The organism is Nocardia sp. FBN12 (assembly GCF_054031145.1).
The window spans coordinates 5,322,611-5,336,524 of the sequence record NZ_CM132926.1 but is presented as its reverse complement, the minus strand read 5'-3'; the positions used below and the strand labels follow the sequence as shown (position 1 = coordinate 5,336,524).

The following is a 13,914-nucleotide window of genomic DNA, read 5'->3' as shown; positions in this document are numbered from 1 at the left end:
GCTTCGGCTGACAGCTAGCTCCTAGAGCAACCACGAGGGTGGGAACGCACTGCGTTCCCACCCTCTGGCGTTTGCCGGTCAGTCGTTCTGCGGTTCGGGTGCCTTGTCGCGCCAGCCGAGCAGCACGGATTCGCCGTTCTGCGGCTTCCACGGCAGGAAGACGGCCACGATCACCGCGCACACCAGCACCGCGCCGGTGGCGACCAGTGAGGCGGCGTGTGCGCCCTGCAGCGTCGCGGACTTCATGGCGATGATCAGATTCTCGCGCTGGGTTTCGAAGAACGGCGTGAGCTCGCGCTTACGCAGTTCCAGCACGCTGAGCGGACTGGCCTTGACCAGGCTCTTCTCGTTGTCGTTCATGATGCCCATCGGGATCGCGTCGATGCGCGCGCCGATCCGGCTGGTGTAGTACGAGGCCACGATCGAGCCGAGTACCGCGACGCCGAGGGTCCCGCCGATCTCGCGGGTCGTGTCGTTGACGGCCGATCCGGCGCCCGCCTCGTTCAGCGGGAGCGAGGACATGATCGACTCGGTGGCCGGTCCCTGCACGATGCCGAGTCCCAGCGCCATCAACACCATCGAGGGCAGCACGCCGATCACGTAGGTGCTGTCGACGGTGACCTGCCCGCCCAGATAGAGGCCGGCGCCGATGAGCAGCAGGCCCAGCACCAGCACCGCGGTGGTGCCGACCCGTTGCGCCAGCAGCGTCGCGACCGGTGCGCCGATCGCGACCGAGACGGCGAACGGCAGTGAGGCGATACCGAATTCGAGCGGGGTGTATTCGCGCACGCCCTGGAAATACTGGGTGATCAGGAAAAGGAAACCGAACATCGAGAAGTAGCCGATGGCGATTGCCAGCGCGGGCAACGAGAATCGGCGGTTGCGGAACAACCGCATATCGAGAATCGGTGCGGCAGTGCGCAATTCCCACGTCACGAAGCCGGCGAGCAGCACGGTGCCGAGCGCCGCGGTGCACAGGGTGGTGAGCGAGAGCCAGCCATTGTGCGGCGCTTCGATGATCGACCACACCACCAGCGTGATCCCGGCGATCGAGAGCGCGATACCGACGAGATCGAGTTTGCCGATCTTGTCGGCGCGCGATTCGGGCACCCAGATCAGCGTCGCGATCAGCGCGATCAGCGCCACCGGCACGTTGATCCAGAACACCGAGTGCCAGCTGAAATGTTCGAGCAGCCAGCCGCCCGAGATCGGGCCGATGGCGATCGCGAACCCGGCCATCGCGGTCCACGCGGCGATGGCCAGCGCGCGTTCGCGCCGGTCGGTGAAGATATTGATGATCAGGGCGAGGGTGGCGGGGAAGACCGCGGCGGCGAAAACGCCCATCGCGGCCCTGGCGACGATGACCTGCGTCATCGACTCGGCGAGCGCGCCGCCGACCGACATCGCCGCGATACCGACGAGGCCGACGGTCATGATCCGGCGGCGGCCGTAGCGGTCACCGAGATTGCCCGCCGCCAGTAGCAGGCCGGCGAAGGTGAGGGTGTAGGCGTCGACGACCCACTGCAGCCCGGAGACCCCGGTCTGTAGTTGGACGCCGATCGAGGGAAGGGCGACATTGACGATGGTGTTGTCGAGCACCACCAGCAATTCGGCCAGACAGATGACGGCGAGCGCGAGAAACCGCTGCGAACGCCGGTCCAGCAGCATTGATGGAGCGACTATGGAGGTTGCCATAGCATCGGAGTCAACCAGATTACTGTCACTGCACGTAACACCTTTTGGCTGGGATCGCTGACACATCGCCGTGCCGAAGTGGCTTGGGTCACATCGAATTCGCCCGAATTGGTCCGTGAGGTACCCGTTTTGGCAGATGGGGGTAGGTGCAGGTACAGTAAGCAACGGTCATGCGGGATGTGCATACATCCGGCGAGGACCACACCCATTCGTTCTACCGAAGACCGTTGGTCGTTGATGCCGAATTTCACGGTGTCGATCGAAGGTCCGGCGACATTGCCGGCGACCCACGCAGGGAGAGCTGAGGCCGAAGTTATTTTGCGCCCCGGTACGCCTTGCGTCCGGGGCGTTCGTTTTGTCGCCGGCCCCTGATTCGGTAGTGCACCAACGAAACCGACATCAGAGAGGAGGCGAAGTATGGCGAAACCTGAAAAGGTCACCGCTGTCGCGGAGATCGCGGAGCAGTTCAAGAACTCCACGGCCACTGTTGTCACGGAATACCGTGGCCTGTCGGTCGGCAAGCTCACCGAGCTGCGTCGTGCGCTCGGCGCCGACGCCACGTACTCCGTCGCCAAGAACACCCTGGTCAAGATCGCGGCCGCGGAAGCGGGCGTCGAGGGCCTGGACGACTTGTTCGTCGGACCGACCGCCATCACCTTCATTTCGGGTGAGCCCGTCCTGGCCGCGAAGGCCCTCAAGACCTTCGCCAAGGACAACAAGGCACTCGTCATCAAGGGCGGCTACATGGACGGCGCTGCGCTGTCCGTGTCCGAGGTCGAGAAGATCGCCGACCTGGAGACCCGCGAGGTCCTGCTGGCCAAGCTGGCAGGCGCGATGAAGGGCAACCTGTCCAAGGCGGCCGGTCTGTTCAACGCTCCCGCAGGTCAGGTGGCCCGTCTGGCCGCCGCGCTGCAGGAGAAGAAGCAGGCCGCCGAAGGCGCTGCCGAGTAATACCCCCTGCTCGGGTATTACGCCCGCGCGCAAAGACATTCACCACCGAAAGGAACAATCATGGCCAAGCTGTCCACTGAAGAGCTGCTCGACGTTTTCTCGGAGATGACCCTCCTGGAGCTGTCCTCCTTCGTCAAGGCGTTCGAGGACAAGTTCGAGGTCACCGCTGCTGCCCCCGTCGCGATCGCCGCTGCCGGTGGCGCCGCTGCTCCGGCTGACGCCGCTGAAGAGCAGGACGAGTTCGACGTCATCCTCGAGGGTGCCGGCGACAAGAAGATCCAGGTCATCAAGGTGGTCCGTGAGATCGTCTCGGGCCTGGGCCTGAAGGAAGCCAAGGACCTGGTCGAGGGCGCCCCGAAGCCGATCCTGGAGAAGGTCGCCAAGGATGCCGCCGAGGCCGCCAAGGCGAAGCTCGAAGAGGCCGGCGCCAAGGTTTCCGTCAAGTAATTCGGCAACCCTGTGCTGTTGTGAACGGGCGGTCCTTTATGGGCCGCCCGTTTGCTATTTGTCCCGGACATGCGAAAGTGATCCGGGTCGTGGGAACCGTCGCAGGTTACTCTTCAGTCATGTAGGGGTGTGCCCCGTCTCACTGATGGGTTACAGTGACCGGACCCACAGAGTCGTAGCGCACCGCCGTGATGTGAGCGCGCGGGAACGCGGGTGGGGTGCTCGCAGGGATCAATGGAGGTAGCAGTGGGCGTCGAGGTCAGGACCGAGGGTGTAACTAAATCCTTCGGTTCACAGCGAATTTGGCAGGACGTGTCGATCACGCTCCCTTCGGGTGAGGTCAGTGCGTTGCTCGGCCCTTCGGGTACGGGTAAGTCGGTGTTCCTGAAGTCGCTCATCGGTCTGCTGCGGCCCGAGCGCGGGTCCATCTTCATCGATGGCACCGACATCATGACCTGCTCCAACAAGGAGCTCTACGAGATCCGCAAACTGTTCGGCGTCCTTTTCCAGGACGGTGCGCTGTTCGGCTCGATGAATTTGTACGACAACATCGCTTTCCCGCTTCGTGAGCACACGAAGAAGACGGAATCCGAGATCCGCCGCGTGGTCATGGAGAAGCTCGAGCTGACCGGTCTGCTCGGCGCCGAGGGCAAGCTGCCCGGCGAGATCTCCGGCGGTATGCGCAAGCGCGCCGGGCTGGCCCGCGCGCTGGTCCTCGACCCGCAGATCATCCTCGTCGACGAGCCCGACTCGGGCCTGGACCCGGTGCGTACCTCGTACCTGGCGCAGCTGCTGCTCAATATCAACGCGCAGATCGACGCCACGATCCTGATCGTGACGCACAACATCAACCTGGCCCGCACCGTGCCGGACAACATCGGCATGCTCTTCCGCCGTCAGCTGGTGATGTTCGGCCCCCGTGAGGTGCTGCTCACCAGCGAGGAGCCGGTGGTCAAGCAGTTCCTCAACGGCCGCATGATCGGCCCGATCGGTATGTCGGAGGAGAAGGACGAGGCGCAGATGGCGCGCGAGCAGGCCCTCGTCGACGCCGGTCACCACCACGGTGGCGCCGAGGAGATCGACGGCATCATCCCGCAGATGAAGGCCGAGCCCGGCATGCCGGCCCGCCAGGCCGTGTTCCGCCGTCAGGCGCGCGTGCGCGAGATCATCCACACGCTGCCGCACGCGGCGCAGGTGGCGATCCGCGAATCGCTGGATTCCTCCGACGACACTCAGGTGATGGCGAACTACGCCGGCAGCGATCAGCCCACCGAAACGTTCAAGACGGTTCCGCACGGCCAGATCAACGGCTGAGCGACTTTTACGCCTCAGATGAGCCCCGGCCTACGGCCGGGGCTCATCTGCGTGACAGGGCGGAAAACAGTCGCTGACCGGCCGTCTGCCAGCTGGCGCGCACGGCGTGTCGCGAGTAAAATGACCGCGGCGCCGGGTGGGGGATCCCCAGCGCGCCAGGCGATCTCGCATCGCGAACCGACCTACCCGCGGCACTTGACGAGGGGCCCGCGAACCGTCACCCTATTCACAGCAGCGTCAGCTGTTAAGGGGCATCAGCGCCAGTGAGAAAAGGGCCCTGCGCCAGCGAAAGTAGGCGTCAGCGTCAGCTGAACAGGGGCTCAGCGCCAGTTGAATAGAGGGCTCAGCGCCAGGTGGGCAGTCGGCTCGGGGGAGTCGGCGGCAGGGCGCAGAGCGGTGAAGGATCTGACGCGGCCAGCGTCCAGGGCTTCGGCGCGTTATCCCGTGCGAGCGGTCACACGGATGGTATGTTGACACTCCCTTGTCTAGGGGTGTAAGTTTGGACGTTGCGCTGGCTGCCTCCTGTCCACACCTTGATTCGCACTCGAAAGTTCCACCCTTCCGGTGTTACTTCCGCTGCTGCTTGTTCTGGTTTCGTTCGGGCTGTAACCAGCGGAATTCGTAGCAGACAAGCGACGGTCGCGGACCACCACGCGACGCGCGTGAGGTGCTGGAAGGACGCATCTTGGCAGTCTCCACCCAGACCAAGGCTGGTATCCCCGGAGCCCCGTTGAGGGTTTCGTTCGCGAAGATCCGTGAGCCCCTCGAGGTGCCCGGACTTCTCGACCTACAAACGGACTCGTTCGCCTGGCTGGTCGGTACACCCGACTGGCGTGAGAAGGCAGCCGCTCGCGGCGACGTCGGTCTCGCAGGCGGCCTCGAGGAGGTGCTCGAAGAGCTCTCGCCGATCGAGGACTTCTCCGGTTCCATGTCCCTGTCGTTCTCTGATCCGCGCTTCGAAGAGGTCAAGGCCTCCATCGACGAGTGCAAAGAGAAGGACATGACCTACGCGGCGCCGTTGTTCGTCACCGCGGAGTTCATCAACAACAACACCGGCGAGATCAAGAGCCAGACGGTGTTCATGGGCGATTTCCCCATGATGACCGACAAGGGCACCTTCATCATCAACGGCACCGAGCGTGTCGTCGTCTCGCAGCTGGTCCGTTCCCCGGGCGTCTACTTCGATCACAACATCGACAAGACCACCGAGAAGGACCTGCACAGCGTGCGCGTGATTCCGTCGCGCGGCGCGTGGCTGGAGTTCGACGTCGACAAGCGCGACACCGTCGGTGTCCGTATCGACCGCAAGCGCCGTCAGCCGGTCACCGTGCTGCTGAAGGCGCTGGGTTGGACGACCGAGGAGATCGTCGAGCGTTTCGGCTTCTCCGAGATCATGATGTCCACCCTGGAGAAGGACAGCACGCCCGGCCAGGACGAGGCGCTGCTCGATATCTACCGCAAGCTGCGTCCGGGCGAGCCGCCGACCAAGGAGTCCGCGCAGACTCTGCTGGAGAACCTGTTCTTCAAGGAGAAGCGCTACGACCTGGCCCGCGTCGGTCGTTACAAGATCAACAAGAAGCTCGGCATCCACGTGCACGAGCCGGTGACCTCCTCGGTTCTCACCAAGGAAGACATCGTCGACACCATCGAGTACCTGGTGCGTCTGCACGCCGGTGACCGCACGATGACCGCCCCCGGCGGTGAAGAGGTCCCCGTCGAGATCGACGACATCGACCACTTCGGTAACCGTCGTCTGCGCACCGTCGGCGAGCTCATCCAGAACCAGATCCGCGTCGGTCTGTCTCGTATGGAGCGCGTGGTTCGCGAGCGGATGACGACTCAGGACGTCGAGGCGATCACGCCGCAGACCCTGATCAACATCCGTCCGGTTGTCGCCGCGATCAAGGAGTTCTTCGGAACTTCGCAGCTGTCGCAGTTCATGGACCAGAACAACCCGCTGTCGGGCCTGACCCACAAGCGCCGCCTGTCGGCGCTCGGCCCGGGTGGTCTGTCCCGTGAGCGTGCCGGTCTGGAAGTTCGTGACGTCCACCCGTCGCACTACGGCCGCATGTGCCCGATCGAGACCCCGGAAGGCCCGAACATCGGCCTGATCGGTTCGCTGTCGGTGTACGCGCGGGTCAACCCGTTCGGCTTCATCGAGACGCCGTACCAGAAGGTTGTCGACGGCAAGGTCACCGACGAGGTCAAGTACCTGACCGCCGACGAGGAAGACCGCTACGTTCGCGCGCAGGCCAATTCCCCGGTCGACGCCGAGGGTCGCTTCCTCGAGGAGAAGGTCCTCGTCCGCCGTGCGGGCGAAGAGGTCGAGTTCGTGACGCCGGCGCAGGTCGACTTCATGGACATCTCGCCGCGCCAGATGGTGTCGGTCGCGACGGCCATGATCCCGTTCCTCGAGCACGACGATGCCAACCGTGCCCTCATGGGTGCGAACATGCAGCGTCAGGCCGTGCCGCTGATCCGTTCCGAGTCCCCGATCGTGGGTACCGGCATGGAGCTGCGCGCAGCCGTCGACGCGGGCGACGTCGTTGTCAACGAGAAGCCCGGTGTCGTCGAAGAGGTCTCGGCCGATTACGTCACCGTGATGGCCGACGACGGCAGCCGCAAGTCCTACCGGATGCGCAAGTTCAACCGGTCGAACCAGGGCACCTGCTCGAACCAGCGTCCGATCGTGGACGAGGGCGATCGGGTGGAGAAGGGGCAGGTCCTCGCGGACGGCCCCTGCACCGAGAACGGTGAGATGGCGCTGGGCAAGAACTTGCTCGTCGCGATCATGCCGTGGGAAGGCCACAACTACGAGGACGCGATCATCCTGTCGCAGCGCCTCGTGGAAGAGGACGTTCTCACCTCGATCCACATCGAAGAGCACGAGATCGATGCTCGCGACACCAAGCTCGGTGCCGAGGAGATCACCCGGGATATCCCGAACGTCTCCGATGAGGTCCTCGCCGACCTCGACGAGCGCGGCATCATCCGCATCGGTGCCGAGGTTCGCGACGGCGACATCCTGGTCGGCAAGGTCACGCCAAAGGGCGAGACCGAGCTCACCCCGGAAGAGCGTCTGCTGCGTGCCATCTTCGGTGAGAAGGCTCGCGAAGTTCGCGACACCTCGCTGAAGGTGCCCCACGGTGAGTCCGGCAAGGTCATCGGCATTCGCGTGTTCTCGCGCGAGGACGACGACGATCTGCCTCCCGGTGTGAACGAGCTGGTCCGCGTCTACGTGGCGCAGAAGCGCAAGATCCAGGACGGCGACAAGCTCGCCGGTCGCCACGGCAACAAGGGCGTCATCGGCAAGATCCTCCCCATCGAGGACATGCCGTTCATGCCCGACGGCACGCCGGTCGACATCATCCTGAACACCCACGGTGTGCCCCGTCGTATGAACATCGGCCAGATCCTGGAAACCCATCTCGGGTGGATCGGTAAGGCCGGCTGGAATATCGACGTGGCCGCGGATGGCACCCGCCCCGAGTGGGCGGCGACGCTGCCCGAGGAGATGCTGGCGGCGCCGGCCGACTCGAACATCGCCACGCCCGTCTTCGACGGTGCCAAGGATGACGAGCTGACCGGTCTGCTCGGCTCGACCCTGCCCAACCGTGACGGTGAGCGGATGGTCAACGCCGACGGCAAGTCGACGCTGTTCGACGGTCGTTCGGGTGAGCCGTTCCCGTACCCGGTCGCGGTCGGTTACATGTACATCCTGAAGCTGCACCACCTGGTCGACGACAAGATCCACGCCCGTTCGACCGGTCCGTACTCGATGATCACGCAGCAGCCGCTGGGTGGTAAGGCGCAGTTCGGTGGTCAGCGTTTCGGTGAGATGGAGTGCTGGGCCATGCAGGCCTACGGCGCGGCGTACACGCTGCAGGAACTCCTGACCATCAAGTCCGACGACGTGGTCGGCCGCGTGAAGGTCTACGAGGCCATCGTCAAGGGCGAGAACATTCCGGAGCCGGGCATTCCGGAGTCGTTCAAGGTGCTCCTCAAGGAACTCCAGTCACTGTGCCTCAACGTCGAGGTGCTGTCTTCGGACGGCGCCGCGATCGAGATGGGCGGCGGCGAAGACGAGGATCTGGAGCGCGCGGCCGCGAACCTGGGCATCAACCTGTCCAGGAACGAAGCCGCAACCATCGACGATCTGGCGAACTAGGTGGTACGCGCGGTGCGGCTGTCCCTTGGAAAAGGGCAGCCGCCCCGCGCCCCGCGCTCGACCAAACTAGTGAACTTTTGCTCGAATTCGACCCGAATAGGGGAAAGGAAGTTACGTGCTAGACGTCAACTTCTTCGATGAACTCCGGATCGGCCTTGCCTCCGCCGACGACATCCGCCAGTGGTCCTACGGCGAGGTGAAGAAGCCGGAGACCATCAACTACCGCACGCTCAAGCCGGAGAAGGACGGGCTCTTCTGCGAGAAGATCTTCGGTCCCACCCGGGACTGGGAGTGCTACTGCGGCAAGTACAAGCGTGTCCGCTTCAAGGGCATCATCTGTGAGCGCTGTGGCGTCGAGGTGACTCGCGCCAAGGTGCGTCGTGAGCGGATGGGCCACATCGAGCTGGCCGCTCCCGTTACTCACATCTGGTACTTCAAGGGCGTTCCGTCGCGCTTGGGTTATCTGCTCGACCTGGCGCCGAAGGATCTCGAGAAGATCATCTACTTCGCCGCCTACGTCATCGTCGGTGTCGACGAGGAGCTGCGTCACAACGAGCTCTCCACGCTCGAAGCCGAGATGGAGGTCGAGAAGAAGGCTGTCGCCGATCAGCGCGACGCCGACCTCGAGGCCCGCGCGCAGAAGCTCGAAGCCGATCTGGCCGAGCTGGAAGCCGAAGGCGCCAAGTCCGACGTGCGCCGCAAGGTCAAGGACGGCGGCGAGCGCGAAATGCGTCAGCTGCGCGACCGCTCGCAGCGTGAGCTGGACCGTCTCGACGAGATCTGGACCACCTTCACCAAGCTGTCGGTTCAGCAGCTCATCGTCGACGAGGTGCTCTACCGCGAGCTCGTCGACCGTTACGGCGAGTACTTCACCGGCGCCATGGGTGCGGAGTCCATCCAGAAGCTGATGGAGAACTTCGACATCAACGCCGAGGCCGAGAAGCTGCGCGAGACCATTCGCAGCGGCAAGGGCCAGAAGAAGCTGCGTGCGCTCAAGCGTCTGAAGGTCGTCGCGGCCTTCCAGACCAACGGCAACTCGCCGATGGGCATGGTGCTCGACGCTGTTCCGGTGATCCCGCCGGAGCTGCGTCCGATGGTTCAGCTCGACGGTGGCCGTTTCGCCACCTCCGACCTGAACGACCTGTACCGCCGCGTGATCAACCGCAACAACCGCCTCAAGCGACTGATCGATCTGGGTGCGCCCGAGATCATCGTCAACAACGAGAAGCGGATGCTGCAGGAGTCGGTCGACGCACTGTTCGACAACGGCCGTCGTGGCCGTCCGGTCACCGGACCGGGTAACCGCCCGCTGAAGTCGCTGAGCGATCTGCTCAAGGGCAAGCAGGGTCGTTTCCGTCAGAACCTGCTCGGCAAGCGCGTCGACTACTCGGGCCGTTCGGTCATCGTCGTCGGTCCTCAGCTGAAGCTGCACCAGTGTGGTCTGCCCAAGCTGATGGCGCTCGAGCTGTTCAAGCCGTTCGTGATGAAGCGTCTGGTCGATCTCAACCACGCGCAGAACATCAAGTCCGCCAAGCGGATGGTCGAGCGTCAGCGTGCCCAGGTGTGGGATGTCCTCGAAGAGGTCATCGCCGAACACCCGGTGATGCTGAACCGCGCGCCCACCCTGCACCGCCTCGGCATCCAGGCCTTCGAGCCCCAGCTGGTCGAAGGCAAGGCCATCCAGCTGCACCCGCTCGTCTGTGAAGCGTTCAACGCCGACTTCGACGGTGACCAGATGGCCGTGCACCTTCCGCTGTCCGCGGAGGCGCAGGCCGAGGCGCGCATCCTGATGCTGTCGTCGAACAACATCCTGTCCCCGGCGTCGGGTCGCCCGCTGGCGATGCCGCGTCTGGACATGGTGACGGGCCTGTTCTACCTGACCCGTCTCGACGAGAACGGTGCCGGCACGTACAAGGCGTCGGCCAAGGACGTGCCGGAATACGGCGTGTACTCCTCGCCCGCCGAGGCGCAGATGGCCGTCGATCGTGGCGAGCTGACCGTGCGGTCCACCATCAAGGTGCGACTGACCGAGCAGCGCCCGCCGCGTGACATCGAGAGCGCGCAGTTCCCGGACGGCTGGAAGCGCGGCGACGCGTGGCTGGCCGAGACCACGCTGGGTCGCGTGATCTTCAACGATCTGCTTCCGGCGGACTACGCGTTCATCAACGAGCCGATGCCGAAGAAGCGTCAGGCCACGATCATCAACGATCTGGCCGAGCGCTACCCGATGATCGTCGTCGCGCAGACCGTCGACAAGCTCAAGGACGCCGGCTTCTACTGGGCCACGCGTTCGGGTGTCACCGTCTCCATGTCGGACGTGCTCGTTCCGCCGGAGAAGCCCGAGATCATGGAACGCTACGAGTCGATGGCGGACCTGATCGAGAAGAAGTACCAGCGTGGTGCGCTCGATCACGCCGAGCGCAACAACGCGCTGGTCAAGATCTGGCAGGAAGCCACCGAGGAAGTGGGCGCCGCGCTGCGGACCCACTACCCGCCGGACAACCCGATCATCACGATCGTCGACTCCGGCGCCACGGGTAACTTCACCCAGACCCGTACCCTCGCGGGTATGAAGGGCCTGGTGACGAACCCGAAGGGTGAGTTCATCCCGCGCCCGATCAAGTCCTCGTTCCGTGAGGGCCTGACCGTGCTCGAGTACTTCATCAACACCCACGGTGCTCGTAAGGGTCTGGCCGATACGGCGCTTCGTACCGCCGACTCGGGTTACCTGACCCGTCGTCTGGTCGACGTGTCGCAGGACGTCATCGTCCGCGAAGAGGACTGTGGCACCGAGCGCGGCATCCTGGTGCCGATCGCGGAGAAGCTGGCCGACGGCACGATCATCCGTGACGCGCACGTCGAGACCTCGACCTTCGCCCGGACCCTGGCGTCCGACGCGGTCGATGCCAAGGGCAACGTCATCGTGGCGAAGGGCGCCGACCTCGGCGACCCCGCGCTGGAGGCGCTGCTCGAGGCCGGTATCACCGAGGTGAAGGTCCGCTCCGTGCTGACCTGCACCACCGGCACCGGCGTCTGCGCCACCTGCTACGGCCGTTCGATGGCCACCGGCAAGCTGGTCGATATCGGCGAGGCCGTCGGCATCGTCGCCGCCCAGTCCATCGGTGAGCCCGGTACCCAGCTGACCATGCGTACCTTCCACCAGGGTGGCGTCGCGGGCGACGACATCACCGGTGGTCTGCCGCGTGTTCAGGAGCTCTTCGAGGCCCGTGTCCCCAAGGGCAAGGCGCCGATCGCGGAGGTCTCGGGCCGGGTGCGTCTCGAGGACGACGACCGCTTCTACAAGATCACGATCATCCCTGATGACGGGTCCGAGGAAGTCGTCTACGACAAGCTCTCGAAGCGTCAGCGTCTGCGGGTGTTCAAGCACGACGACGGCTCCGAGCGTCTGCTGGCCGACGGTGACCACGTGGAGGTGGGTCAGCAGCTGCTCGAGGGCGCTGCCGATCCGCACGAGGTGCTGCGCGTGATGGGTCCCCGTCAGGTGCAGGTCCACTTGGTCCACGAGGTCCAGGAGGTCTACCGCTCGCAGGGTGTGTCGATCCACGACAAGCACATCGAGGTGATTGTTCGCCAGATGCTGCGTCGTGTGACGATCATCGACTCGGGTGCGACCGAGTTCCTGCCCGGTTCGCTCACCGAGCGTGCCGAGTTCGAGAACTCGAACCGTCGTGTGGTGGCCGAAGGTCGCGAGCCGGCTTCGGGCCGTCCCGTGCTGATGGGTATCACCAAGGCGTCGCTGGCCACCGATTCGTGGCTGTCGGCGGCCTCCTTCCAGGAGACCACCCGAGTGCTGACGGACGCGGCCATCAACTGCCGCTCCGACAAGCTGATCGGCCTGAAGGAGAACGTGATCATCGGTAAGCTCATCCCGGCCGGTACCGGTATCAACCGTTACCGCAACATCCAGGTGCAGCCGACCGAAGAAGCCCGTGCCGCGGCGTACGCGGTGCCGTCCTACGACGACACCTACTACTCCCCGGACAGCTTCGGCTCCTCCACCGGCGCAGCAGTGCCGCTGGACGACTACGGCTTCAGCGACTACCGCTAAGCAGTAACCCGAACGCCCCGTTCCCTTGTGGAACGGGGCGTTCGTCGTGTCCTGGTCAGCGGACTCGCTGGCAGGCTTTACCCGCGATGTGACAGCGTTCCTCGAAGCCGTGAGGTAACCAAGAACCGCTGATCAGTTGCGGGTGATGGGGGAATCTCGCCTGGCTGGCGATAAGGAACGCCGGCGCCGCCCACGGTGTCGCCAATTCGAGGTAGTGCGATGTGGCCTGTTCGCGAGCCGCCGCAGCTGCTGCGTTTGCCACGCGTGCAGCATCGGCCGCCGCCTGAACCATCTGAACCGCCATACGCTCGCTTCGTTGTCTTGCGTTGAAGGCTGCGGCATTGGCTGCCGTGCGTGCTCGCTGGATATCGCGGCGCGAGCTGCCGCGTGGTGCGACAAAGACTGGAGTTGACGGCGAGACGGCCGCGATCACCGCTGGGGCAATTGTGGGCGGTGGCGGCGGCAGCTCAGGGCTACGAAACACCGCCCACAGGCCCTGGCCTTCACCGAAGCAGGTCTCCTGCTCCTCCATCACGATCGACGTCGGGTACGGATCGAGCGCCGCAATGCCGCCCGCCCGCAGCCGCGACAGCATCTTGCAGGCGTACAGCAGGTGGTCGTCGACCCAATTCCAGCCGACCTGCGCGGCCAACGCCCGTTCGACATCCGCCATCGGATCGTGCACCTTCACCGCCTGGGTTGTTGCTGCATAGGGGGTCATCCAGACTAGCGGCCTCGCCCGCATCGTAGAACCGCTTGCGTGGTTACCGGTCTCGGGACTCATGACCGCCGCCGTGACCACCACCCGCTGGACGACTACGGGTTCAGCGACTACCGCTAGTCCGCAGGTAGGCAACAGATTTCGGCCCCCGCTCTTCCGAGAGCGGGGGCCGTTTTCTGTGTACGGTCGCGGTGTGAAGTCTCAGGTTGTCGTCGTCGTGCTCGCGGTGGCCGGTGTGCTCGCGTCGGCGTTCACCGCCTACCGATTCGCCGCATATGCAATGTCCGACCAGGTCGAACTCAGCTGCGGCCCGGAGCACGGCAACAGGTCGTACTGTGTGTACCACCGCACCACGCCGGGGCTGTTGGCCACCGAGTATCAGATCCACGTCGGGATCGCGCCCAATCGTGGGCTGTTCTACGACATCCCCTACCCGGCAGGCGATGTCGCCGCTACCTGGAACCCCGACACCGGACTTGTGACGATCACGATGCCGGGCACGGAGCTGACGATCGCCGAAGCGGAGTACCGCGACCGGTAGCCAGCTGA

8 protein-coding genes are annotated in these 13,914 nt (G+C 64.6%); 6 read left to right on the top strand and 2 right to left on the bottom strand.

Going from position 1 to position 13,914, the window contains the following annotated elements; genetic code table 11:
• Positions 1 to 78: 78 nt before the first annotated feature.
• The gene (locus ACWZHB_RS25040; protein WP_427904254.1) at positions 79 to 1,695 is read right to left on the bottom strand and encodes an MFS transporter; all 1,617 of its coding nucleotides are present in this window, start codon (positions 1,693 to 1,695) and stop codon (positions 79 to 81) included.
• Between the two features lie 417 nt (positions 1,696 to 2,112).
• Between ACWZHB_RS25040 and rplJ the strand changes: the two genes are divergently transcribed.
• The 5 genes from rplJ (at position 2,113) to ACWZHB_RS25015 (ending at position 12,644) form a co-directional block, all read left to right on the top strand.
• Positions 2,113 to 2,646: a 50S ribosomal protein L10 gene (rplJ, locus tag ACWZHB_RS25035; RefSeq protein WP_266293657.1), complete on the top strand. Its 534-nt coding sequence runs from the start codon at positions 2,113 to 2,115 to the stop codon at positions 2,644 to 2,646.
• A gap of 60 nt (positions 2,647 to 2,706) precedes the next feature.
• Positions 2,707 to 3,093: a 50S ribosomal protein L7/L12 gene (gene rplL / locus ACWZHB_RS25030; protein WP_427904253.1), complete on the top strand. Its 387-nt coding sequence runs from the start codon at positions 2,707 to 2,709 to the stop codon at positions 3,091 to 3,093.
• A gap of 234 nt (positions 3,094 to 3,327) precedes the next feature.
• Positions 3,328 to 4,407, top strand: a complete 1,080-nt coding sequence (locus ACWZHB_RS25025; RefSeq protein WP_427904252.1) for an ABC transporter ATP-binding protein — start codon at positions 3,328 to 3,330, stop codon at positions 4,405 to 4,407.
• Positions 4,408 to 5,074: 667 nt separating this feature from the next.
• Entirely contained in the window at positions 5,075 to 8,575 is a 3,501-nt protein-coding gene (gene rpoB / locus ACWZHB_RS25020; RefSeq protein ID WP_358060948.1) for a DNA-directed RNA polymerase subunit beta, read from the top strand.
• Positions 8,576 to 8,690: 115 nt separating this feature from the next.
• Complete coding sequence (locus tag ACWZHB_RS25015) at positions 8,691 to 12,644, top strand: DNA-directed RNA polymerase subunit beta' (RefSeq protein ID WP_427904251.1); 3,954 nt, start codon at positions 8,691 to 8,693, stop codon at positions 12,642 to 12,644.
• A gap of 55 nt (positions 12,645 to 12,699) precedes the next feature.
• Here the strand turns inward: ACWZHB_RS25015 and ACWZHB_RS25010 are convergent, their stop codons facing one another.
• Positions 12,700 to 13,365: a hypothetical protein gene (locus ACWZHB_RS25010; protein WP_427904250.1), complete on the bottom strand. Its 666-nt coding sequence runs from the start codon at positions 13,363 to 13,365 to the stop codon at positions 12,700 to 12,702.
• 193 nt (positions 13,366 to 13,558) lie between these two features.
• On the opposite strand from ACWZHB_RS25010, the gene ACWZHB_RS25005 reads away from it, so the two are divergent.
• On the top strand, positions 13,559 to 13,906 hold the full coding sequence (locus ACWZHB_RS25005; protein WP_427904249.1) for a hypothetical protein: 348 nt from the start codon (positions 13,559 to 13,561) through the stop codon (positions 13,904 to 13,906).
• The last annotated feature ends 8 nt before the right edge of the window (positions 13,907 to 13,914 follow it).